The sequence below is a fragment of the Natrinema hispanicum genome (assembly GCF_900111485.1).
GTDB classification, from domain to species: Archaea; Halobacteriota; Halobacteria; order Halobacteriales; family Natrialbaceae; genus Natrinema; species Natrinema hispanicum_A.
In genome coordinates, this window is sequence record NZ_FOIC01000002.1 from 253,751 (window position 1) to 277,237 (window position 23,487).

Genomic DNA, 23,487 nt, shown 5'->3' on the forward strand with positions numbered 1-23,487 from the left:
ACATATAGGTGCCCCTGCACGGCGGCGTTACTGTCGACCAGCGCCACTGATAGTCGCCTCCGATCCTAAATGTCCAGTGTACGTGTTGTGCCGGCAGTATTACAGAATTCCGTGATCTTCCTGCAGCATCCGGTACTGCTCGAGATACTGCTCGGCCACTGCCGACCGATCGTAGTCGGCGAACCGATCCTCATACGTGCGGTCCTCGAGATCGCCCGCCGCAAGGATGGCTTCGGCCAGTTCGTCCTCGCTGGTGGTCCGAAAGCCCCGTTCCCAGCCCTCGACGAGTTCGTGGGCGCTCGAGTTCGCGTGGTACTCGACGATCCCGACACAGCCCGATGCGAGCGCCCACAGCATCTCCGTCGGGAAGACACAGCGTTCGGCCGTCTGGGCGAAGACGTGTGCGCCGCGGTAGGCTGCGATCCGCTCGTCGAGCTCGAGGTCGCCGACGAACCGCACCCGATCGTCGATACGAAGGTCGCTCGCGAGGTCTTCGTAGGCGTCACGCTCGGGCCCGTCGCCGATGACGGTCGTCTGCCAGTCGCGATCCCGGAGTTCGGCCAGTCCTAACAGCAGGCTCTCGAGGTTGGCCCCGTCGTCGAGTCGACGCGCGTAGATTACGTCGACGTCCTCGCCCGGGTCGACGTCCTGAATCCGATCGCAGTCGATCGGGTTCGGGATGATATCGACGACGTCACCGTCGGCACCGATCTCTTGGGTCCACGTCGAAACGAGTTCCGACGGCGTGATGATCCCATCTGGTCGACCAGCCGCAAGCCGCGTCCAGCGCGTCTCTGGGACGCCGTCGTCGCCGTACCACTCGAGGACCAGTGGCGTCCGCGCAAGCGCCGCACCCGCGCGAGCTGCGAGCACCTGACGCGGCGGCTGTGCGCTGGCGTGGATCACGTCTGGGTTCGCAGCTGCAAGCACGAACGGCAAGCGGGCGAGAAACGAGCTGTGGGCGTCCGGCCCGTCGACGACCGCGTGGTAAGTAATCCCCTCGCGCTCGAGGGTTGCCCCCTCGCCGGCCCAGAAGTCAGCACAGTAACAGTGGACGTCGTGGCCTCGCTGTGCGAGTAACTCGAGGATCGTCCGAAACCGCTGGTTCGTCTCGCTATCGCGGTGATGGACTGTTTCGAACGAGACGAACGCGAGTCGCATATTCGGCCGCCACGTAGCCCCGGGCTATAAAGTCACTTTTTTCATTCTATTCGACGGGCGTTTTCGGGGCCACACACCGGCTCCCTCGAGCGGCCGACCGATGACACTGGCTGGATCCGGGGCTGCCGCGACCGAAATGACTACCGACTCGGGTCCGTACGCCTCTGGCATGGGAAGCTACGACATCGAGCGCTATCTCAACATCCGCAGCGCCTACGGCGCATCGTTCGGTCCCGACGGCGAGCGACTCTCCTTCCTGATGGATACGACCGGCACCGCGCAGGTCTGGACGCTCGAGACCCCCCGCGGCTGGCCCGAACAGCGGACCTTCTACGACGAGCGGGTGACCTTCGCCTCGTGGTCGCCCGAACGCCCGGAGCTGATCTTCGGAATGGACGAGGGCGGCAACGAGCGCGCCCAACTCTTTAGACTCGACGCCGAGACCGGCGAAATTGAGAATCTGACCGCGATGCCCGACGCGAAACACCGGTGGGGCGGCTGGAGCCACGACGGCGACCGCTTTGCCTTCACCTCGAATCGCCGCGACGAGTCCGTCTTCGACATCTACGTCCAGGGTCGCGACGAAACCGGCGACGACGCAGAACTCGTCTACGAAGGCGACGGCTGGCTCTCGCTTGCCGGCTGGAGCCCCGACGACTCCCGCCTCTTGGTCTCGCAGGCCTACTCCAATTTCGATCAGGACCTGTACATCCTCGATCTCGAGGCTGACGAGCGCGAACTCGAGCATCTGACACCCCACGAGGGCGATGTCCGCTATCAGAGCGCGAGCTGGGCTCCCGACGGCGAGGGGATCTATCTCGTGACCGACGAGGGTGATGCCGACACGCTGTATCTGGCCTATCTCGACGTAGAGAGCGGCGACCTCGAGACCGTCATCGACGGGGATGGATGGAACGTCGACGGGATCGCGCTGGACGACGAAACCGGTCGCTTCGTTTGCTCACGAAATGTCGAGGGATACACCGAGTTGACAGTCGGCGAGTTCGACGCCGACGACCCAACCGAGTACGAAGCGTTTCCCGAACCCGACCTGCCGGGCGGAATCTCCGGCGGTGTGAGCTTCGACCCCGACGCGGAGCGGTTCGCCCTGTCGACCACTGGCGATACGGTCAACACGAACGTCTTTGTTGTCGACATCGAGACCGGCAACGCCGAGCGCTGGACCGACGCGCCGACCGCGGGCATTCCCCGCGAGACGTTCGACGAGTCCGACCTCGTGCATGTCGATAGCTTCGGCGTTGACGGGCAACGCCCGTCCGCTCGTGGGACTCCGGAGGAGTCCCACACTGGCCTCGAGGTACCCGGCTTTTTGACCCTACCGGACGACCACGAGGAGGGACAGACGCCGGTCATCGTCGACATCCACGGTGGTCCTGAGAGCCAGCGCCGACCCTCCTTCTCGAGCGTCAAACAGTACTTCCTCGATCGAGGCTACGCCTACTTCGAGCCGAACGTGCGCGGTTCGTCGGGCTACGGGGCCGACTACGCCGCCCTCGACGACGTGGAAAAGCGGATGGACTCGGTTGCAGACATCGAGGCCTGCGTCGAGTGGCTACAGGATCATCCCGCGATCGATCCCGATCGGATCGCCGCCAAGGGCGGCTCCTACGGCGGGTTCATGGTGCTCGCCGCGCTGACCGAATACCCGGACCTCTGGGCTGCCGGGGTCGACGTCGTCGGCATCGCCAACTTCGTCACCTTCCTCGAGAACACCGGCGACTGGCGGCGAAAACTCCGCGAGGCCGAATACGGCTCGCTCGCCGAGGATCGCGACTTTCTCGAGGAAATCTCGCCGATCAACAACGTCGAGCAGATCGAAGCGCCGCTGTTCGTTCTTCATGGCGAAAACGACCCTCGCGTTCCAGTCGGCGAAGCCGAACAGATCGTCGAGGAAGTCCGTGACCACGGCGTGCCCGTCCGGAAACTGATCTTCGACGACGAAGGCCACGGCTTCTCGAAGCTCGCAAATCGCATCGAGGCCTATTCGGAAATCGCTGACTTCCTCGACGAGCACGTCTGAATCGACACCCGCGCGGTGCTCGTCGACGTTAGTCGATAACGCCTGTTTTGTGTGCTACGTCTCGAGCCGCCTGCTCGTTCATTCCGTTGCCAAGAATCGTATAGCGATCACGGATCTCGTGGCAGGTCGTCAGGGCCTCGACGATCGTCTCGTCGTCGATGCCGAGTTCGGCGGCGGTCGTCGGCGCGTCGATGCTCGCGAGCGCGTCGCGAATGTCCCGCCAGAGCCCGTCCTCACCCTGATGGAGGTAGGCAGTCATGATCGAGCCGATGCCGACCTGGTGGCCGTGTAAGGCCGCGCCGGGTGCTAGCCGGTCGAGCTGATGTGAAAAGAGGTGTTCGGCCCCGCTGGCGGGCCGTGAGGAGCCGGCGATGCTCATCGCGACACCGGAGGACATCAGCGCCTTGGTGACGACCCAAGCCGACTCCTCGAGCCCCGGCCGGATGAGATCCGCGTTGCCCACGAGGATTTCGGCGGTCATCTCGGAGAGTGCGGCTGCATACTCGGAGAACTCGACGTCTTGCAGTCGCTTGGCGAGTCGCCAGTCCATTACCGCGGTGTAGTTCGAGATGATGTCAGCACAGCCGGCGGTCGTCAGCTCCCACGGCGCGTCCGCGAGGATACCAGTGTCGGCGACGACCGCAAGCGGCGGCTCGGCGGCGACGCTGTGGCGGGAGTCACCGTTCGGGACGGACCCGCGATTGCTGACGATCCCGTCGTGGCTCGCTGCGGTCGGCACGGAACAAAAACCCATATTGAGGTGATAGCTGGCCAGTTTCGCGATATCGATGGCCTTGCCGCCGCCGATGCCGACGAGATAGGAGACGTCCTCGTCCTCGGCGACGTCGATCACCCGCTCGACGGCGTCGAACGTCGCCTTCTCAACCGTCACCATCGCCGGCTCGATCCCGGCGGCCTCGAAGTCGGCCGCGATGGGGTCGGCGGCGACCGCTCGAGGCGTCGGACTCGTGACGAACAGTGGTCGCCCCTGTAGATGGAGGTCATCGATTACGTCGAGGACCTCGCTACGAACGCCGTGGCCGACGACGACGTTTCGCGGGAGGCGGATCCACGTCGACTTCTCGAACATACTGGTTCTGACACACCCCTAGGTCATGTGTTTTTCCTCGTCGCACTGCCCGCTGGCTGGGAAGCGGCATGCAGCGACGAACTGCCTGCATGTCAATCAGGACCCGAATTCGCGTCAATTGAGTGTATTTATCAACTAATTAGCCACAAGCAAAAATATGATTATGACACTCACGCTCTGGCTTGGCCTGCTCGTCGCCAGCTACGGTGCTGGGCGCGTGTACGGGTGGTACACGATCCGGAAGGGCGGGAACGATGATCGGCGATCGCGTGGGACGTACCGACTCCTCGGCGTCGTCGGCATCACAGCGCTCCTCGTCCTCGCGTTTTCCGGCTTCATCGGTGCGACCGAGGCAGCCCTCTCGTCGCTCCATCCAGCAGTGGTCGGCGGCCTCGCGACGCCGCTGGCCTGGGTTCCAACGGCAGCTGGAACGATTATCGCAGTTCTGATTACGTATCTCGGCGTCTTTCCATCCGTTCGCAAACGACGCGACCTCGAGATCAGCGCCGCGGTGGCAGTCGCCCGGCTCGGAAAGTACCTCGTCGCGCTCACGATCATCTGTCTGATTTCGATTGCACCCCTCGCAGCGCTTCTTGGTGCCTCGGAGCCGTCGCCATGGTTGATTCCGGTCCTGTTCGTCGGCTTCGTCGTCGGCACCTACGGCTGGTCGCTGTCTCGCGTTCGGCTCTCGCAGACGATCTCCGAGCCGACGGCCGAGCAACGGCGGCGGCTCGAGGCCGCGGTCGACCGTGTCGGGCTGACTGCGACGGTCGCCGGCGTCATTCCGGGTAAGGGAATGGAACTGGCAAGACTCTATCTCGATGGGGCACCCAGGAACCGGCGGCTGTACGCAACCGACTACGCGTTCGACGTCTGTGGTGATGACGAGCTGACAGCACTGTGTGCGCGCGTCGACGCTGCCGATGCGTTTCGGCTCCTCGAGCGACGGTCCCTCGTCATGGCGTTTCTCACGGCACTCGTCGTGACGCTGACCGTCTGGCTGTCGCTGCTCGTCTCGCTTGCCGGCCTGCTCATCACGTGGCCGCTGCTCACGTGGCACCTCCAGCGATGTGAGTTCGCTGCCGACCGTCGGGCGGCTCGAGCGGTCGGTGCTGATACCCTCGCGAGCGTCTACGAAGCGTCTTCGGACGTGACTGACGAGCGAAGTCGGTTCCACGAACGGCTCGCGGCGCGGCCGTCGACGGCGCGACGAGTCGAGCGACTCAGACAGCTGCAGTCCTAAAGCCGTGGGAGTCTCCCCATCCAGGATCGCTCGCGGTATCGGGGCTCCTCGGGCGACAGTCTCCGGTAGCCCATGGCGTTCGATACCGTGTGCAGTTTTATCAATGACGATTCTTTGTTTACTATCCTGCGGTTGTATTTGGTCATACGTAAATAGCTTCGGCGCAAAACGCTCGTATGAGCGACTCCGAACCCAGGGACCCGATTACTGGCGTTCCGATCGACGACCCCGACGTTCCCGTCTACATGCCTGGCACGCCGACCGGTTCGTTTCTGCGATTTCTCGAGCGGGCCGTCGACGTACTGCGCCGCTGATGGCCGCTCCCACGCAATCGAATCATATACTGACTGTCGATCGGTTAGTGGAGTGACCAACGGGGAAGGGTTCTTTTGACCCCACCGTGGTAGAGCGCGTCGACATGTCTGATCAGCACTGGCCCGAGCGCACAGCGGAGTATCCACTCGAGTGTGACCACTGTCACTATCCGATCCCTGGCGATCCCGTCGCCAGCGACGACGGCCGCTACTGTTCGGTTGCCTGCCGCGAGGCCGACGACAACACGACACTGCCCGATCCACAGGCCTACAAACGGGTCGTAACGGGAGTCGAGCCGATCGACTCGCTCGTCCCCAACGGCATCCCCGCCGACTCGTTTCTCCTGCTCTCGGGCGACGAAGGGACCAGCCGGGCCGAACTCGGGATCGAACTCGTCTGGCGCGCCTTAGAGCGCGGCGAACCCGCCGTTGTCGTCTCGCTTGCGAATCCGCCGACGGCGACGCTCGAGCGCTTTTATCAGAACGGCTGGAACGTTCTGCCGGCCCTCGAGAACGGTCGGCTACGGATCATCGACTGCTATACCCACCGGCTCGACGACCGAGACGGATTCAGGGCCCAGCGCACCGAGTGGCCGACGTTTCTCGGCGAGGCGGCCGCAGACGCGATCGTCGAGGTGCGCGATCCGAGCGACCGCAGCGAGGTGACCCACAGTCTCGTCGGCGCGCTCGACGACCTCGAGATGAGCGAGACCGGGCTCGTCACGATCGACTCGCTGGACGAACTCGAGCGAGTCTTTCAGGACCGGCAGGTCCACGATTTCGTCGAAGAGATCCGAGCGACGGTCTGTAAGGCACGGTTCGTCCCGATCGTCGCCGCTGCGTCGACGGCAGACGAAGACGACATTCCCGAAGCCGAGTACGTGTTCGACGGCATCGTCGATCTGCGGCTGACAGAGCAGCGAGCACCGAACACCCGGCACAAACAGCTCGCCATTCGGAAGCTGATCGGTGCCCAGTTTCTCCCCCAGTGGATCCAGTACGATCACGAACCGGCTCGAGGACTGTTCGCAGCCAGCCCGAACACAGGACGGAACACACAGCAGGGGTACGAGGTCGGGACCGAGCTGTCACAGCCGGACCGGCCTTAACGGCTCGAGGCGGGCCAGCACCCGTCACGTTCACGAGTGCGGAGCGATCACCGACGACGATCGGGTCCACGACGAGCCGAGTCAGTCCCGGTAGCGCCCCCTGTCACCGGATGGTCTCCGCCGCTGTCAGTGCGAGTCGAAATCGCGCCCGTTTTTCCGTCGCTTACCCGACCGTTCCATATGAGCGGCACGTACGTTCTCGTAATCGACGTTCCCAAGACGACGAGTTTCGATGTCGGTGCGCTTGGCGAGCGCACGTTCGAGGCCGGCACGTACGCCTACGTCGGCAGCGCGTTCGGTCCAGGCGGCTTCAGTCGCGTCGAGCGCCACCGCGAACTCGCTGCCGGCGAGCGTGACACGCGCCACTGGCACATCGACTACCTGCTCGGCCGGCCGGCGACGACCCTCGAGACCGCGATCATCTTCCCGGACGCCGATCGGGAGTGTGAACTGGCCGCGCAGTTGCCGGGCACACCGGTCGACGGCTTCGGAGCTTCAGACTGTGAGTGCGCAGGGCATCTACTCGCCGTGCCGGACGCCGAGACCGTCCGCGAGGCGGCGGTCAACGCTGGCGGTCTCGTCGACGAGAAGTCGTGAAAATCGGGCCCGTGAGTTATTACCAATGCGTGTGAATCGGCACCTATGACCGACACCGATTCCGAGCCCGGTACCGATCCGCAACTCAACGACGACGCGATGGAGCGATTCCCCGTCCCCGCGTTCGAAGACCTTCCCGAGGACCTTCAGGAGCGGATCGCCGAGGAAACCGAGCGTTCCGGCTTCACCCCAAACGTGTTCTCGGCGTTCGCGTACAAACCCTCCCACTTCCGAGCCTTTTTCCAGTATCACGACGCGCTCGTCGAGGACACCGCCTTAGCGCGCGAGGAGATCGAGATGATCGTCGTCGCCGTCTCCGGTGTCAACCACTGTTACTACTGTAACGTCGCCCACGGCGCGCTCGTGCGCATCTACGCCGAAGACCCGACGCTGGCCGACCAGTTGGTCGCGAACTACCGGACCGCGGATATCAACGAGGCCCATCGAACGATGCTCGACGTTGCGGTCAAACTCACTGAGCGGCCGACAGAGGTCGAACCGGCCGACTTCGAGGCGCTGCGCGAAGCCGGGTTCAGCGAGGAAGCGATCTGGGATATCGGGGCTGTCGCCGCCTTCTACAACCTCAGCAATCGCATGGCGATGTTCGCAGAGATGCAACCCAACGACGAGTTCCACACGCTCGGCCGATAACTCGAGCCGACTCGTTGCAGACGGATCCCGTCAGTCCGTGCCGGCACATCCGCAGCCTTGCCCCGCACTGCGGTTGCACCGATAAACCGTTACAGCAGCCCGTCTCAGTCGTCGCTCGCCGCAAAGCTGGCCGACTCGGTCGCGATATTGGCCTCTGGCGTGCCGGGCAGTTCGTTGCGGACGTCGTCCGATCCCTGCTCGGAAATCGCCTCCGCGTAGGCTTCGGGCATGACCTTCACGACAGCCTCGAGCGTGTGCTCCCACTCGTTGAGGAGCTGTTGCCCGCGCTCGGAGCCGGTGTAGGCGACGTGGTTTTCGACGAGCCGTCGAAGCATCTGCTCGTCTTTTTCCTCGAGGTCGTCGTGCAGCGAGACCATCCCGGTGTTGGCCTTCGCCGCAAAGTCGTCGTCGGGGTCGTAGACGTAGGCGACACCCCCAGACATGCCGGCCGCGAAGTTCGTGCCGGTGTCGCCGAGCACGGCGACGACGCCGCCGGTCATGTACTCACAGCCGTGGTCGCCGACGCCCTCGACGACGGCCTTCGCGCCGGAGTTGCGGACGGCGAAGCGCTCGCCGGCGACGCCGTTGACGTACAGTTGACCGTTGGTCGCGCCGTAAAGTGCGACATTGCCGATCGCGACGTTGTCGGTCGGGTCGTAGGCAGCAGTCTCGGGCGTGCGGATCGTCAGTTTGCCACCCGAGAGCCCCTTGCCGACGTAGTCGTTGGCGCTGCCATCGAGGTGCATCGAAACGCCGCTGGCGAGGAACGCGCCGAAGCTCTGCCCGGCCGTGCCCTCGAGGTCGACGGTGATCGTGTCCTCGGGAAGTCCGGGTTCGCCGTAGCGGTCGGTGATCCGGTTCGAGAGCATCGCACCGACGGTGCGGTCGACGTTCGTTACCTCGGCCTCGAGCGAGACCGGATCCTGATTCTCGATGGCGTCGGCCGCGGCCGCAATGAAGTCGCGGTCGAGTTGCTCTTCGAGTTCGTGGTCCTGCTCGCGGAGCTTCCGTCGGACCTCGCTGCCGGGGTCAGCAAGCACCGCCGAGAGGTCGACGTTGCGGGCCTTCGGGTGGTCGACATCGTCGCGCTGTTCCAGAACGTCGACGTGGCCGATCATCTCGTCGAGCGTCTCGAATCCGAGTTCGGCCATGAGTTCGCGCAGTTCCTGCGCGATGAACGTCATGTAGTTGATGACGTGTTCGGGCTCGCCGGGGAAGCGCTTCCGCAGGTCCTCGCGCTGGGTGGCGACGCCGACCGGGCAGGTGTTGTTGTGACACTGCCGGGCCATCACACAGCCCGAGGTCACGAGGCTGGCAGTCCCGAAGACGTACTCCTCGGCACCCAGCAGGGCGGCGACGGCGACGTCACGACCGGTTTTCATCCCGCCGTCGGCCGAGACGCGGATGCGGTCGCGCAGGCCGGTCTGACAGAGCATCTGGTTGGCCTCGGCGAGACCGAGCTCCCACGGGAGGCCGGCGTTTTTGATCGAGGTGCGCGGCGACGCACCCGTCCCGCCGGAGTGGCCCGAGATGTGGACCACGTCGGCGTTCGCCTTCGCGACACCCGCCGCGACCGTGCCGATGCCGGCCTCACTGACGAGCTTGACGTTGATGTCGGCCTCCTCGTTGGCCGCCTTGAGATCGAAGATCAGCTGTTTGAGGTCCTCGATCGAGTAGATGTCGTGCAGCGGCGGCGGCGAGATCAGGCCCACGCCGGGCGTCGACTTACGCACGTGGGCGATCATCTCGTTGACCTTCTCGCCGGGGAGGTGGCCGCCCTCACCGGGCTTGCTCCCTTGGGCCATCTTGATCTGCAGTTCGTCGGCACTCGAGAGGTACGTCGACGTAACCCCGAACCGTCCCGAGGCGACTTGCTTGACGTTACACTCCTTTTCGGTGCCGAAGCGTTCCGGCGGCTCACCGCCCTCGCCTGAATTGCTCTTGCCGCCAATACGGTTCATCGCGATCGAGTTGTTCTCGTGGGCTTCCGGCGAGAGCGAGCCGAGACTCATCGCCGCGGTCGAGAACCGCTGGACGATGTCCGTGATCGGCTCGACGTCCTCGAGTGGGACCGGATCGCGGTCGGAGTCGAACTCGAGCAGGCCGCGAAGGGTCTGAAGGTTCTGTTGCTGGTCGTTGATTTGGTCGGCGAAATCCTGATAGCGCTCGTAGTCGTTCGAGCGGACGGCCTGCTGGAGCGCGCCGACGGTCTGTGGGTTCCACTGGTGGTGGATCCCCTCCGAGCGGTGCTCGAACTCGCCGTGGCGGGTAAGATCGGGTTCGTCGCCGTCGTCGAACGCGGTCGCGTGGCGCTCGCGGAGGTCTTCTTCGATTTCGGCGAGGCCGATCCCCTCGGTGCGGTTCTCGGTGCCCTCGAAGTACTCCGCGACGAGGTCGGAGTCGAGACCGACGGCCTCGAAGATCTGTGCGCCCTGGTAGCTCTCGACCGTCGAGATCCCCATCTTGGCCATGATCTTCAATAGCCCGTCCTCGACTGCGCCGACGTAGGCGTCGATGGCGACCTCGGCGTCCGCGCCGTCAGGGCCGGCGGTGAGGTCTTCGATCGTCTGGTAGGCCAGGTACGGGTTGACCGCGCCCGCGCCGTAGCCGACCAGCGTCGCGAAGTGGTGGACGGTTCGCGGGTCAGCGGACTCGACGACGAGGCCGACGTGATTTCGCAGCCCGTTGCGCACGAGGTGATGATGGACGGCACCCGTCGCCAGCAGGCTCGGGATCGCAATCCGGTCGTCGTCGACGCTGCGGTCCGAGAGGACGATCACGTCGTGGCCGTCCTCGATGGCGGCGACCGTGTCCGCGCGGACGCGTTCGATCGCCGCCTCGAGACCGGCCCCAAGTTCGTCGGTTTCGGGCTCGTAGGTGATGTCGATCGTCGCGGCCGTGATGCCGTTGGCCGAACAGTCGCGGATCGATGCGAGTTCGGCGTCCGTCAGGACCGGCGAGTCGAGGACGAGCTGGCGGGCGTGTGCGGGCGACTCATCGAGGAGGTTGCGCTGGACGCCCAGTCGCGACTCCATCGAGGTGACCAGTTCTTCGCGAATGTAGTCCAGCGGCGGGTTCGTGACCTGTGCGAACAGCTGTTTGAAATACGAGAACAGCGGCCGGTTGTACTCGGTGAGCACCGACAGCGGCGTGTCGTCGCCCATCGAGCCGACGGGATCTTTCCCTTTCTTGGTCATCGGCTCGATCAGGTTCTCGAGTTCGTCGTGGGTGTACCCGAACGCGGCCTGGTAGTCACGCAGGCCGTCGACGGTCACTTGGGGCGTGCGGTCGTCCGTCGTCTGGATGTCGTCGAGGTGGACCTGTTCCTGGGCGACCCACTCGCCGTAGCGATCGTCGGTCAGATCTTCGAAAACTTCCTCGTCAGGAATGACGCGGCCCTCGTTCGGATCGGCGAGGAACAGTTGGCCGGGCTTGAGGCGGCCGCGCTCTTCGATCTCTGCCGGATCGGTCTCGAGCGCACCGGCCTCGCTGGCCATGATCAGACGGTTGTCAGTCGTGACGTCGTACCGGCACGGTCGCAGCCCGTTGCGATCGAGCACTGCGCCGACGCGTTCGCCGTCGGTCGCCGCGACGAGGGCGGGACCGTCCCACGGCTCGACCAGCGAGGCATGGAAGTCGTACCAGTCCTTGCGGTCAGCGTCCATCGCGTCATCGCCGCGCCAGGCCTCGGGAACGAGCATGCGCAGCGCGTGCTCTAAGTCCCGGCCGTCCTGCATCAGGAGTTCGAGCGCGTTGTCGACGCTCGCAGTGTCCGATTGGTCGGGATCGTCGATGATCGGCTTGACCGCCTCGAGATCCTCTAAGACCTCGCTCTCGAGGTCGGTCTCGCGGGCGCGCATCCAGTTGATGTTGCCCTGAATGGTGTTGAACTCGCCGTTGTGGATGATGTTTCGGTATGGGTGGGCGAGGTGCCACGCCCCGAGCGTGTTCGTCGAGAACCGCTCGTGGACCATGGCGAACGTCGAGTCCATCCGTTCGTCGGTCAGGTCGGGGTAGTAAGACGGAACCTGCTCGCCTTTCAGCAGTCCCTTGTAGACGACGGTATCCGAATCGAGAGAAACGACGTAGAAGCGCTCTTTGTTCTCGATATCAGCCGTTTCAACCTTGTTCTCGAGCGCGCGTCGTGCGACGTAGAGCCGGCGGTCGAAGTCGTCACCGGAGATGTCATCGTCGGGCGTGACGACGACTTGCCAGACGTCCGGTTCAGAGTCGACGGCCGTCTTCCCGAGGTCGTCGTTGTTCGTCGGGACGTCTCGCCACTCGAGCACCGAGAGGTCGTAGGTATCGAAGGTGTCCTCGACGAGCGAGATGAGCGCCTCGCGGGCCGCGTCATCCTGTGGGAGAAAGAGCGAGCCGACGGCGTAGGTATCCGGCAGCGAAGCCTCGAGGACGTCCTGGAAGAACGAATCGGGCGTCTGGAGCATGATTCCGGCCCCGTCGCCGGTGTCTTTCTCCGCACCGGTCGTCCCGCGATGTTCGAGGTTTCGAAGCAACTCGAGGCCGTCGGCGACGACGTCGTGGCCGCCGTCTCCGTCGAGATCCATGACGACGCCGACGCCGCAGTTCGACCGCGCGTCCATGGGGTCGGCGAGCCCCTGTGAACGCCCAGTCGATGGCGTGAGATGTGGCTGTGACATACATTCCCGTAGCGGGATCAGCTATAAGAGACTAATCCATTATGACTAAGTGTATTATATACACATATAAATAAGTATAAGGTGATTGTAGCCTCCTTATAGATATGACATACGTGTAAGAGCCACGTTCAGAGAACGTAGTTATGGCTGTTGGCGCTCCACTTTCTCCGTCGAACCTATCGAGCGAGAACTGTCAGTTCGAACCCCCTCCGGAAAAACGATGTTTCCGGTAGCGGGGTTACTGTGTCAGAGGCACGTAGTGTTCACCCACCAAAGTGAACACCACACGAATCTAGTCATGCGCCCCCGGTAAGCAATATGGGGCTAAAGACTTAGGTCCGGGTGACAACGAAACACACGATTGACCAGGGTCGCCTTTTAGTGATTTTACCCGGAATTGTCACTGAGATATACATTTGTCTGGTGTCGGTTCGCGTATCGACGGCGGACGCTGACGCTGCTGTCGTTCTCTCGGGTCGGTTTCGGAAAACGACGACCAGCCACTCAAAACTCCACAGTCGGGGCAGCCGAACGTGGAGAACGGTCAGTACGACTTCGCGAAGTACGCGATCTCGTCGGCGGGATCGCCACAGACGCCACACTCGTCGCTCTCGGGTTCGGGGACCTCACCCGCTGTCGTCCCGCCCTCGTCGGTCAGCGGCTGCATGACGATTTCGGCGGCGATCTTCTCTTTGATGGCCTCCTCGCAGGCCTCGTCGCCACACCACGGCGTCTTCACGTAGCCGCCATGTTGGCCGATCGTCCCGAGGATCTTTTCGGGGCTATGGGCCTCGCGGACGTTTTCTTCCAGGTTCTCCTCGGCTGCCTCGTAGAGTTTGTCGTAGATCTCCGCCAAGTGCTCGTCGACGGCGTCGACGATCTCGTCACGATCCTCGACGGCTTCCTCGTTGTCCGGCCGGTGAACCAGCGTGACCTCCTCGTCTTCGACCTCGTAGGGACCGATCTCGAGTCGCAGCGGAACCCCGTTGAGTTCGTGTTCGTTGAACTTGAAGCCGGGATTGCGCTCGTCGCGGTCGTCGAGTTCGACGCGGAAGCCGGCCTCCTCGAGGTCGGAAGCGATTGCCTCGGAGTACTCGAGAACGTCGTCTTTCGTGTCTTCCTGCCAGATCGGGACGATGACGACCTGCGTGGGTGCGACCGTCGGCGGGAGCACGAGTCCCTGATCGTCGGAGTGGGTCATGATGAGCGCGCCGAGTGCACGCCAGGAAAGGCCCCACGAGGTGGTGTAGGCCGTCTGCTCGTCTTCGTTCTCGTCGGCGAAGGTGATGTCGAACGCCTCGGCGAAGCTCTGTCCGAGGTTGTGGCTGGTCGCTCCCTGGACGGACTTGCCGTCGGGCATCAGCGCCTCGACGGTCGTCGTGGTGTCCGCACCGGGGAACTTGTCGTGTTCGGGCTTTTTGCCCCGCAGGACCGGGATCGCGAGCACGTCCTCGTAGACCTTCTCGTATTGGCTCAGGCGGGTCCAGACCTCCTCCCACGCACCCTCGTCGGTGGCGTGAGCGGTGTGGCCTTCCTGCCACATGAACTCCTTCGTCCGGAAGAAGGGCTTGGTCTCGGTGGCCTCCCAGCGGACGACCGAACACCACTGGTTGAGCCGCATCGGCAGGTCGCGGTGGCTGCGAGTCCAGTCGGCCATGAACGGCGCGATGATCGACTCACTGGTCGGTCGGACGGCCAGCCGTTCCTCGAGTTCGTCGTGGCCGCCCTGGGTCACCCACGCGACCTCGGGGTCGAAGCCTTCGACGATGTCCTTTTCCCGCTCTAAGAAGCTCTCGGGGATGAACATCGGGAAGTAGACGTTGTCGACGCCGGTTTCTTTGAACCAGCCGTCCAGCGCGTCCTGAATGGCTTCCCAGAGGGCGTAGCCGCGAGGTTTCGTAACGATGAAGCCGCCCATCGGCGCGTAGTCCGCGAGGCCTGCCTTCTGGACGACCTCGGCGTACCACTCGCCTGGCTTGTGCGATTTCGACTCGGTGATCCCGAGTTCCTGACTCTCGTCGCTCATTGTGTCGACATGCAGGCAGCGCAGGCTTAAACCATGCGAAGGCCACCTGTGACTGGGCGACTAATCACGATCGGCGTCCGCGGCACGCTCGCGCAGCCGGCGTTTCTGCCGGCGCTCGGTGACGTGATCGATGCCGTCGGCCAGTTCGTCTCTGACCTCGCGTTCGAAGGCGTCGACGTCCTCGAGAAATTCTCCGGAAAACTCCTCGACGAGTTCGAACGTCCACTGGTCGCTGATCGCGCCCGCCGGGAGGTGGTCGTCCCGAAGGTCGTTCGCCCACGCCTCGTAGCCGGCTTCGCGAAGGCCATCCTCGGCGTCGCCCAACCGGTCCATTGCGTGCCCGAGCTGGTGGTGGAACTCGAGCAACGTCCCGTAGGCCCGGTGGACGTGCTCGAGACTCAACTGGAGGTCATGTAGCGCCGCCTGTTCGGCCTCGCTCAGTTCGAGATCGTCGAGATCGACGACCGTCTCGGGGCCGACGTTCGAATCGGAGTCAGTCACAGGGACGAAGACTACGACTCGACGCAAAACCCTGGTCGTTGAACGTGCCGGATCGGCGGCTGGACCGCGATTCGACCCCTCAGACTTCGATTCGCTCGCCCAATTCGGGCGCTGTCGCGTCGTAGCCGTCCGCGCGTAGTTCGTCAGCGAACGCCTCGCAGCGATCGCCGTGGTTGACCAGGATCGGCGTGTCCGTATAGGACTCGAGGAACGAACGAATCCCTGCCTGGTCTGCGTGTGCCGAAAAGTCATACTGTTCGACCTGTGCGCTGACTCGCATCACACGGCCGTCGATCTCGGCGCTGCCGGTCTCGAGCAGGTCGCGGCCCGGGGTCCCCTCGACCTGATAGCCGGTCATGGCGATCTTGTTCGTCGGATGCGAGCGGATCGCCGGCACGTATGTCATCGCGGGTCCACCGTGGAGCATCCCGCTGGTGGTGACGATCACGGTGTTCTGTGCTGCGATCCGCTTGCGCTGGCCGTCGCGACCGTTGACGAACCGGGCGTTGCCTTTCGCCCGGCGCAGGAGGTCTGGATCGCGCAGGAACTCCCGGTTCTCGTCGCGAAGAAAGAGTTCCGTGACGCGTTTGCCCATCCCATCGACGTAACACTCGAGGTCGTATTCCTCACAGAGACAGAGCACCTCCTGCGTGCGGCCGATGCCGAACGCGGGGACGACGACGGTACCACCCTCCCAGACTGTGGTCCGGAGACTTTCGGCGAACTCGCGTTCGATCTGTTCGCGCGGCGGGCGCGTCACGTCCGAGTAGGTGCTCTCACAGAGGACGGCGTCGGCATCGGGCCGGGCGGTGGTTCCAGCGAGCAATCGCTGTTCGTCGGTGTGAAAGTCGCCGGTATAGAGCAAGCGGGTGTCGCCGTCGTCGACGAGGACGTGCGCGCTGCCCGGAACATGGCCGGCGTCGAAAAAGGTGATCTCGTAGCCTGCGGCCTCGAAGGGCTCGCGGTAGCCGTGGGTCTCCGAGACTTCCGCGACGCGTGCGAGTTCTGCCTCGGTAAACGGACAGTCGTAGCTTCCGCCGTGGAGTTTCAGCGTGTCGCGGGCCAGCACCATCGTGAGGTCGTACGTCGGCGGCGTCCAGTGGATCGACGGCCGCGCGTCGCCCGACAGCAGCGTCGGGATGGAGCCGACGTGATCGAGGTGGCCGTGGCTCACGACAACCGCGTCCGGATCGACATCGCCGACCGGAAACGCCGGCGGGTTCCCCGAATCCATCCCGAAATCGAGCACGAGCGTGTCGTCGATGCAGATCGCGCTCCGACCGATCTCTCGTGCGCCACCCAGCAACTGGACGTCCATGACGACCGAGTTGGGCCTCGACCGGTTTGCCTCCACTGGTTTCGGACGCGGAGACGCTGTCAGGAACTGTTCGAGCGCCGGTCGTCTGTGCCAGCCATCTGGGCGGCAGTTCGCTCGGTCAACCCGATGAGATAGACATCAAGCAGACAAACGAGGAGGATCGCAAGCGGCACGGCCACCTCCGCGTAGCTCACCGCGTCGAACTGTAGTGCCGTCACGACGAACGGTTCGCCCGGAGCAAGCGCTCCCGATAGCGAGCGGGCGCTCAGAAACGCGAGTGCGAGTGCGTACAGGACGAACCAGATCCCGCCGCGTTTCCACCGTCCGAGATAACAGTGGCCGAGGCCGGCGACGAGCGCCGAGAGCGGATACGCCGGCCAGACCGGTCGCGACAGCTCACTCATTGCGTAGCCTTACGTCGTGGAAGACAATCGGTGTTGCCCTATTTCCGATACTTCCGGATGCCGAACCGCTCGTAGTCACCATACGCGAGCTCGAGCGAGCCGAGCCACCAGTTCCATCGCTCTGCTGGTGTGCCCTCGGGGGCGTCCGATAGCTCGTCGACGATGAACTCGGTCGTCAGCGTCGTGCCCATGTCGGCCTCGTACTGCCCGGAATCGGCGAGATCGACGGCCTGCCGAACGACGATCCGTGACTGGCTGGCCGTGCCGCCGAACTCCTCGCGGAGTCGCTCCTCGAGCCGCTCGGGATCGATGAACACACGTCGACGTAGGCAGCCCACGTACTTGACTGTTCGAGCGGACTTGGCGTGGAACCGAACTGAGGCGAGCGGCCGGGAGGACGGCTCGAGCGCTGCGAGAGCCGTCCGACTCGGGGAAGGGCAGGCACTGCACTGATACCGACCGCGAGTGAGCGAAGCGAACGAGCGGGCCGACGACCAACCCGTAGGGGAGGGAGGAGTGCTTTTGATCGACCCTAAGCGGGAGCTTCGCTCCCGCGAGGTCCGAGAGAGCTTTGCTCTCTCGAGATTTTGCCGAGAGACGGTGCGCTGTGCGGCAGCTATGCTGCCGTCAGCGCAACAGACCGTGGTTCGAAACGCCAGAGGCGTTTCGTCATCACGAAAGACGCAGAGCGTCTTTCGAACGACAGCGCAAAAGGTCGGTTCCGATCGATGATCTTTTGAGCGACGGCCGTCTTCCGTCGTGCATGGCAAGTTTCACTGTCGTTGTCGGCGATCCCGACTCGGGGATGGCCTATCAGCTCGAGGCAGAGGACCAGGACGCAAACCGGTTTATCGGCAAGTCGATCGGCGACGAAGTCGACGGCGGTTCGGTCGGCCTCGATGGCTACACGCTCGAGATCACTGGCGGCTCCGACGAGGCAGGCCGCCCGCTCAACGGCGAGGTCGCTGGCCCGAACCTGCAGGAAGTGCTGATGGAAGATCGACAGACCGGCTATCACCCCGAGCGAGACGGCGAACGACGACGCATCACGGTTCGCGGCCGTGAAGTCTCCGACGCCGTCGCCCAGATCAACGCCTCGATCACCGAGCGTGGCAGCGCCGACGTCGACGACCTCCTCGGCGAGGGCGAAGACGACGACGAGTAACTCGCGGCGACTCACTCGATTCATTTTCAATGGCTGACCGAATTGCGAGCGATCATCCATCGGTAGAGACGGTCCGGTCGACGTGTACGGAGACGGCAACCGGCGTCAAACTCGCGGTGCCGGCCGACGACCGCGATTCGTTTCCGGCAGACGAGGTCATCCGGGTCGTCCTCGATGGCGAGGAACTGTTTGCACACGTCCAGCGAGCGCTGACTGGCGACGAGCTGTCGATCCCGGGCATCTACGAGACACCGGATAGCGCTCGCGATCCAAGTGGCGCGAGCGATCGGCTCACTGCGTGGACCGACGACCACGCTGTCTCCGCGGGCGGATCAGTGCTGATCGATGTCGTCGAGCCCGACTTTCTCTACGGGCTTCGCGCACCCGGCGAGACGGCCTACTACGACGCTCGAGAGCCACCACGCGACAGCTTGAGCGAGATCGCGAAGGATCTCGAGGACCAGTAGGACGAGCGGCCCTGTCGTCGCGTGGCGCTTGCTTGCGAGAGACGAGAGGAGACGAATACCGCCCTTTTTCCACCTCGAGTGCCAACCGACGGCCATGAGTACCCAACGCGAGGAGTTTCTGGCCGGCAAGCGGCCCGACGACGTCGCACTCTTTCTGGCACAGTCGTACGTCTCCGACGACCGACTCGAGCAGTTCGGCGAGCGCGTCGACGACGGGACACTGATCGTCGTCGACGGCGAACGCGGCCGCAGCGCGTTCAAAGCGGCGACCGGCACCGGTGCGATGGAGTTCGCCAAGTCCGCAATGAGTACCGAAGGCGAGATCGACGACGATCTCGCAGGCGGGCAGTGTCCGGACGGCGAGACCGACGCCGACGGCGAGCACGCAATCCAATACGTCTTCGCGTTCGCCGAGGAGCAAAACGAGTCGGTCGGCGGCATCTACGCCGACGGCGACGTGGTCCACGCCTACGCACAGTGTACGTGTGGGACGGCGTTTTCCGATCGGTGGAACGCAACCGACACTGAAGCGTAAGGGATCGATTGCCATCGACGATCGCGAAGCGATCGACACGCCGGTGGTGAGACCGGCAGCTGTCGGGCAGCAGCTTTTGTCACACCATCACATAGGAAACGAACGATGAGTTCGACCGAAACCCCGTACGAGACCGGCCGCGGGTTCGGTCTCTCGAGCCGCGAGGCGCGTGTAATCGGCGGCGCGAGCGCGCTGATGGCGCTCAACGTGGTGTTGATGTACGTCCTCGTGACGACGCCGCTCGCAGCGGTCAACGAGCTGTTGTTTTCGATTCCGATCGTTGGCGCGTTCGTCTACGGTGTGGCCATCGTAGCAGGCCAATGGATCGCTGAACGGGGTGTCGAAGGCGGTGAGACGGGACTCGCAGTCGTCGGTATGGGAGTGTTACAACTGGCCTTCGGGATCTTCGGAGCTGGCGTGCTTCGCTTTGTGCCTCGAGAATCCCAGTTGACGATTCTCGTCGTGACAGCGATCGTCGTTGCCGTGATCACTGCTGTCATCGCAGCCTACGTCTACGCCCGGTCGAAGACGTTCGAGAGTTGGGGATCGTACGCTAACTACGCGTTTATCGGCGGGCTCGTCGCGATTCTGATCGGGACGTTCGTCGCGCCGGTGTTGCTCGCCGGCTTCGCCCTCATCTTGCTCGGCTTTCTGCTTCGGCTGGGGTGGGAAATCTGGAAGGTTCGGGATCGGCGGGGCGCGTCGGTGACACTGCAGACGATTGGCGTCTACATCGCCGTCGCTGGCGTCTTCGTCCACGTCCTCCAGTTGGTGTTGCGGTATCTCGCGTCGCGACAGTAACAGAGAGAGACGATTACGCGTCTTCGTCCGTGTCTTCGGCTGCGTCCGCTTCTGTGACGACCTGTCGGAACGCATCGAGGATGACCTGCTTCGTCACGGCCCCGCGGGTCGTCCAGTGGTTCGCGTAGTCGAGCATGTCGTCGTAGATGTCGGGCTTACAGCCCGCAGCCTTGGGGTGGCCGCCGCCGTTTACCTTCCCTGCGACCTCGTGGCAGCGGTCGAACTCGTCGGTGCCCCGGATCGAGGCCGAGCCGGCAGGTTTGACGATCACCGAGGCATCAGCCCCCTGCTCGCGCATCGCTTCGGCGACCTCGTTCTGTGAGCAGCGGCCGTAGGTGATCCCGACGGTGTAACCGCCGATCTCGCGGAGTTCTGCCCGGCCGACTGCCTGCTCGATCAGCGCCTCCTTCTCGACGCGGCGCTCGGCGATGTACTCCTCGACCCATGCGGGCAGGTCGACGCCGTACTCGCGGACGACCTCGACGTATTCGGCGGGATCGGTCCAGTAGGCGTAGTCCGCTAGGTCGTCGCTGCGCGGGTCCTCACGCAGCCACAGGTCGTGATCTCGAGTGACTGCCGCCAACTCCTCGTACACCGGCTCGAAGTCGTACTCGAGCGAGCGATAGACCACGTCGGCGCTACACTCCTCGTCGGAGTCGCCGACGACGAGGTCGACACCGGCGTCTCGAACCGACTGGGCGACGTCGTCGCCCCACTGGTGATGGTCGTACCACGCGACGCTGTCGGCGGTCTCGAGGGCTGCATTGAGTTCCTCCTCGACGTACTCGTAGCGATCCGGTGCGAGGTCACAGACGAAGAGATCGATCCCGTCGTCGCCGTACTCGGCGACGCGAGCCAGCGCGTCCTCGACGTCGTGTGGACTTGCAGGGATGAGCGCGACGGTGTGTGGTGTTGGCTCGGGCTCCTCGAGCGGCTCGTCGGCCTCGTCATCGTCAGCGTCGGCCTCACCGTCGTCCGGTTCCGGGACGTTCTGGATGTCGTCGTAGGCTTCGCGGAGCAGGGCGACACAGGCCAGTCCGTCGGCGTCCGGATCCGCGATGACCGCGACCTCGGCCCCCTCGAGGGCGGCTTCGGTCTGTTGTGCTTCTAAGTCCTCCTCGAGCGTGTCGGGCAGGAAGAAACCAGTTCCCGGCAGCACGGATTTGCGCGCGAGCGGCAGATCACCGCTCTCGATGAGTTCGTCGTACATGGTACGTGCTGGGAGACCGGTCGGGAAGTAACCGCCGGTCTCGGGTGCCGTAGGCGAGTGTCTGAGCGTCGGCCCGCCGCTTGCCGGTGTCGATCAGGGGTCGGCGGCCGTCCCGTCACCGTCGGTCGCAGAATCGAGTTGCCGGACGGTCAACACGGGGACGGGTGACGTCCGGACGATGCGCTCGGCGACGCTGCCCAGCAGCAGGCGGTTCTCACCGTGGCGGCCACGGGTGCCAGTCGCGATCACATCGGCGTCGACCTCACGAGCGTACGCACAGATCTCGGCAGCGGGCCGTCCCTCACGAATCTCAGTTGTCACCTCCTGATCGGCGCGCTCCTCGACGGTCCCGAGGGCAGCGTCGGCAGTCGTCTCGAGAGCAGTACGGAACTCGTCTTGGAGTTGCTCCGGCGAGGCGTCGACCTCGCTGGCGTCGATGACCGACAGGGCGTGGATGTCGGCCTCAAAGCGGTCTGCAAGATCGAGTGCGACGTCGACGGCCCGTTTGACGCTGTCGGAGCCGTCAGTAGCGACCACGACCGTATCGAACATATCGACGACTTACGCTCGCTGTCGCTTAAACGTCCCCGTTCGGACAGGCGAACCGGGCGACAACCGTGTGAACGCACAGCGAACGGGCACAGCGTGGGGTGGGTTTTTTGCCACGGAACACTCACTGCCGTGTATGGATGCCAGCGAGCCGTTTACCGTCGACACCGTTCTCGCGCCGGTCGACGGCAGCGACGAGTCAGCCACCGCCGTCGAGCACGCTATCGCCGTCGCCGACCGCTACGATGCGGCCGTCCACGCGCTTTTCGTCCTCGGACGTGGCGTCGTCTACGGGCTCGATAACGGCACCGTCGACGAGGACGATATCCTCGAGACGACACAGGAGTTTTTCGACGATGCCCGTGCGATCGCCGCCGAAGCTGACGTCTCGCTGTCGACCTCCGTCGACGACGGCTTCTCGAAAATGCGGAAGATGCGCCATCCTGGCAACGTCGTCCTCGACACCGCCGATTCGATCGATGCCGACTTCATCGTCCTCCCCAGAGAGCCCGTGACCGGTGCTGAGGTGGAGGTCCTCGAGGATGCCGCAGAATACGTCCTCTCGTACGCGAGCCAGCCAGTCCTCTCGGTGTAGCCGCCGTCGTTAGTTGTCGAGGAGGATCGCCATCTCCTGTTCGAAGCTCTCGGTCCCGGTCGACTCGAAGCCGACCCGTTCGTAGAGGGCGATCGCCGGGTTGTTCCAGCGTTCGACGGTCAACCACACGCGTCTGATACCAAGGTCGCTGGCGTGGCCCAGCAGGTTCTCGAGCAGGACGGTCCCGATACCGGCCTGCTGGTAGGCCTGCAGGACGAAAATCGCCAGTTCCCACTCGATGCCGCTTTTCTCTGCGATCGCTTCCGGATCGTCGCTATCAGGGACGAGCATCGCGTGGCCGATGGCGTCGCCGTCGTGGAAGGCGACGACGGTGACGCTGTCCTCGGCGATCGTCTCGAGCCAGTTGCGGATGCGATCCTCGCCGGTCGGCGGAATTCCCTGTGCCCGATCGGTGGGATCGAACTCGACGTACATCTCGACGACATCGTCGAGTGCGTCGGCCGCGAACGCCGCTGGCGCGCGGATCTCGATCGACCGTCCCTCCCGGTCCTCGACCGTCGTCGGCGGCGATGGGAACGGACCGGACGGCTCGTCCGGATACTGACGCGATCCGACCATCGTTATCGCACCAGCTTGACCGTTGTCGGGGCGTTTAACAGGACGAACTCCGTGATAGGCCCGAGCTGGATTTTCCCCATCGGGCTCAGGGTGCCACCGCCGATGACCAGCTCGTCGAACTCGCCTTGCTCGGCATAATCGACGAGCGCACTACCGGGGTCACCCTCGAGTTTCTCGACAGTGGCGTCGTCGAGCCCCGCCTCCTCGAGGTGCTCGGCCGCCAGATCGTGCGTTTCGTCCTGTGAGCGTTTCGACTCTGGTTTGTCGACGATGACGACTGTCAGGTCGTCGCCGACCTCTTTCGTGCGGTCGATGGTCCGTCGAAGCGTCTTCACCGACTCATCGCTTCCGCCGAGACCCAGCAACACATTCATACAGGGCACTGTGAGCCCATGGACGAAAACGGTTATGCCGCTTGTCCGCTCGATTCAGCATCACAACCGGGGCTGTGAGTGAAACGCCGTCGCAGACGC

The 23,487-nt window shown here is 64.0% G+C and carries 23 protein-coding genes; 11 read left to right on the top strand and 12 right to left on the bottom strand.

Going from position 1 to position 23,487, the window contains the following annotated elements:
• Positions 1–99: 99 nt before the first annotated feature.
• Positions 100–1,161, bottom strand: a complete 1,062-nt coding sequence (locus BSG09_RS03075; RefSeq protein ID WP_092929959.1) for a glycosyltransferase family 4 protein — start codon at positions 1,159–1,161, stop codon at positions 100–102.
• A gap of 169 nt (positions 1,162–1,330) precedes the next feature.
• Here BSG09_RS03075 and BSG09_RS03080 point away from each other — a divergent pair, with 169 nt between their 5' ends.
• A complete protein-coding gene (locus BSG09_RS03080; RefSeq protein WP_092930156.1) occupies positions 1,331–3,202 on the top strand; it encodes a S9 family peptidase in 1,872 nt (623 codons plus the stop codon).
• A gap of 28 nt (positions 3,203–3,230) precedes the next feature.
• Here BSG09_RS03080 and BSG09_RS03085 read toward each other — a convergent pair whose 3' ends face one another.
• Positions 3,231–4,292 (bottom strand): NAD(P)-dependent glycerol-1-phosphate dehydrogenase, encoded by a 1,062-nt coding sequence (locus tag BSG09_RS03085; RefSeq protein ID WP_092929961.1) that lies wholly within the window; start codon positions 4,290–4,292, stop codon positions 3,231–3,233.
• 157 nt (positions 4,293–4,449) lie between these two features.
• On the opposite strand from BSG09_RS03085, the gene BSG09_RS03090 reads away from it, so the two are divergent.
• The 5 genes from BSG09_RS03090 to BSG09_RS03105 all read left to right on the top strand — a co-directional run bounded on the left by BSG09_RS03090 (position 4,450) and on the right by BSG09_RS03105 (position 8,206).
• The gene (locus BSG09_RS03090; protein WP_092929963.1) at positions 4,450–5,535 is read left to right on the top strand and encodes a peptidase; all 1,086 of its coding nucleotides are present in this window, start codon (positions 4,450–4,452) and stop codon (positions 5,533–5,535) included.
• A gap of 176 nt (positions 5,536–5,711) precedes the next feature.
• Positions 5,712–5,849 carry a hypothetical protein gene (locus BSG09_RS20620; RefSeq protein WP_175542129.1) on the top strand — a complete coding sequence of 46 codons (138 nt, stop codon included), beginning with the start codon at positions 5,712–5,714 and terminating at the stop codon, positions 5,847–5,849.
• A gap of 104 nt (positions 5,850–5,953) precedes the next feature.
• A complete protein-coding gene (locus tag BSG09_RS03095) occupies positions 5,954–6,958 on the top strand; it encodes an RAD55 family ATPase (RefSeq protein WP_092929965.1) in 1,005 nt (334 codons plus the stop codon).
• 180 nt (positions 6,959–7,138) lie between these two features.
• Positions 7,139–7,555, top strand: a complete 417-nt coding sequence (locus BSG09_RS03100; RefSeq protein WP_092929967.1) for a GIY-YIG nuclease family protein — start codon at positions 7,139–7,141, stop codon at positions 7,553–7,555.
• Positions 7,556–7,600: 45 nt separating this feature from the next.
• Positions 7,601–8,206: a peroxidase-related enzyme gene (locus BSG09_RS03105; protein ID WP_092929969.1), complete on the top strand. Its 606-nt coding sequence runs from the start codon at positions 7,601–7,603 to the stop codon at positions 8,204–8,206.
• Positions 8,207–8,310: 104 nt separating this feature from the next.
• Here BSG09_RS03105 and gltB read toward each other — a convergent pair whose 3' ends face one another.
• From gltB to BSG09_RS03135, 6 genes are all read right to left on the bottom strand, one after another.
• On the bottom strand, positions 8,311–12,864 hold the full coding sequence (gene gltB, locus BSG09_RS03110) for a glutamate synthase large subunit (protein ID WP_092929971.1): 4,554 nt from the start codon (positions 12,862–12,864) through the stop codon (positions 8,311–8,313).
• 544 nt (positions 12,865–13,408) lie between these two features.
• On the bottom strand, positions 13,409–14,890 hold the full coding sequence (proS, locus tag BSG09_RS03115; protein WP_092929973.1) for a proline--tRNA ligase: 1,482 nt from the start codon (positions 14,888–14,890) through the stop codon (positions 13,409–13,411).
• 60 nt (positions 14,891–14,950) lie between these two features.
• Positions 14,951–15,391 (bottom strand): hypothetical protein, encoded by a 441-nt coding sequence (locus BSG09_RS03120; protein ID WP_092929975.1) that lies wholly within the window; start codon positions 15,389–15,391, stop codon positions 14,951–14,953.
• A gap of 79 nt (positions 15,392–15,470) precedes the next feature.
• Complete coding sequence (locus tag BSG09_RS03125) at positions 15,471–16,709, bottom strand: MBL fold metallo-hydrolase (RefSeq protein WP_092929976.1); 1,239 nt, start codon at positions 16,707–16,709, stop codon at positions 15,471–15,473.
• Positions 16,710–16,768: 59 nt separating this feature from the next.
• Positions 16,769–17,113 carry a hypothetical protein gene (locus BSG09_RS03130; RefSeq protein ID WP_092929978.1) on the bottom strand — a complete coding sequence of 115 codons (345 nt, stop codon included), beginning with the start codon at positions 17,111–17,113 and terminating at the stop codon, positions 16,769–16,771.
• Between the two features lie 38 nt (positions 17,114–17,151).
• Complete coding sequence (locus tag BSG09_RS03135) at positions 17,152–17,430, bottom strand: hypothetical protein (protein ID WP_092929980.1); 279 nt, start codon at positions 17,428–17,430, stop codon at positions 17,152–17,154.
• 446 nt (positions 17,431–17,876) lie between these two features.
• On the opposite strand from BSG09_RS03135, the gene BSG09_RS03140 reads away from it, so the two are divergent.
• The 4 genes from BSG09_RS03140 to BSG09_RS03155 all read left to right on the top strand — a co-directional run bounded on the left by BSG09_RS03140 (position 17,877) and on the right by BSG09_RS03155 (position 20,081).
• Positions 17,877–18,278 (top strand): 30S ribosomal protein S6e, encoded by a 402-nt coding sequence (locus BSG09_RS03140; protein ID WP_092929982.1) that lies wholly within the window; start codon positions 17,877–17,879, stop codon positions 18,276–18,278.
• Between the two features lie 29 nt (positions 18,279–18,307).
• The gene (locus BSG09_RS03145) at positions 18,308–18,745 is read left to right on the top strand and encodes a DUF7112 family protein (RefSeq protein WP_092929984.1); all 438 of its coding nucleotides are present in this window, start codon (positions 18,308–18,310) and stop codon (positions 18,743–18,745) included.
• 94 nt (positions 18,746–18,839) lie between these two features.
• Complete coding sequence (locus tag BSG09_RS03150) at positions 18,840–19,280, top strand: DUF5807 family protein (RefSeq protein ID WP_092929986.1); 441 nt, start codon at positions 18,840–18,842, stop codon at positions 19,278–19,280.
• Positions 19,281–19,385: 105 nt separating this feature from the next.
• Complete coding sequence (locus tag BSG09_RS03155) at positions 19,386–20,081, top strand: hypothetical protein (protein ID WP_092929988.1); 696 nt, start codon at positions 19,386–19,388, stop codon at positions 20,079–20,081.
• 13 nt (positions 20,082–20,094) lie between these two features.
• Here the strand turns inward: BSG09_RS03155 and BSG09_RS03160 are convergent, their stop codons facing one another.
• Both BSG09_RS03160 and BSG09_RS03165 read right to left on the bottom strand, forming a co-directional pair.
• Entirely contained in the window at positions 20,095–21,291 is a 1,197-nt protein-coding gene (locus tag BSG09_RS03160) for a DHH family phosphoesterase (RefSeq protein WP_092929990.1), read from the bottom strand.
• 93 nt (positions 21,292–21,384) lie between these two features.
• On the bottom strand, positions 21,385–21,843 hold the full coding sequence (locus tag BSG09_RS03165; RefSeq protein ID WP_092929992.1) for a universal stress protein: 459 nt from the start codon (positions 21,841–21,843) through the stop codon (positions 21,385–21,387).
• Positions 21,844–21,976: 133 nt separating this feature from the next.
• Between BSG09_RS03165 and BSG09_RS03170 the strand changes: the two genes are divergently transcribed.
• Positions 21,977–22,435 (top strand): universal stress protein, encoded by a 459-nt coding sequence (locus tag BSG09_RS03170; protein ID WP_092929994.1) that lies wholly within the window; start codon positions 21,977–21,979, stop codon positions 22,433–22,435.
• A gap of 9 nt (positions 22,436–22,444) precedes the next feature.
• Here BSG09_RS03170 and BSG09_RS03175 read toward each other — a convergent pair whose 3' ends face one another.
• Together BSG09_RS03175 and BSG09_RS03180 are read right to left on the bottom strand one after the other, a co-directional pair.
• Positions 22,445–23,014 carry a GNAT family N-acetyltransferase gene (locus BSG09_RS03175; RefSeq protein WP_092929996.1) on the bottom strand — a complete coding sequence of 190 codons (570 nt, stop codon included), beginning with the start codon at positions 23,012–23,014 and terminating at the stop codon, positions 22,445–22,447.
• Positions 23,015–23,016: 2 nt separating this feature from the next.
• Positions 23,017–23,388: a universal stress protein gene (locus BSG09_RS03180; RefSeq protein ID WP_092929998.1), complete on the bottom strand. Its 372-nt coding sequence runs from the start codon at positions 23,386–23,388 to the stop codon at positions 23,017–23,019.
• Between the last annotated feature and the right edge of the window lie 99 nt (positions 23,389–23,487).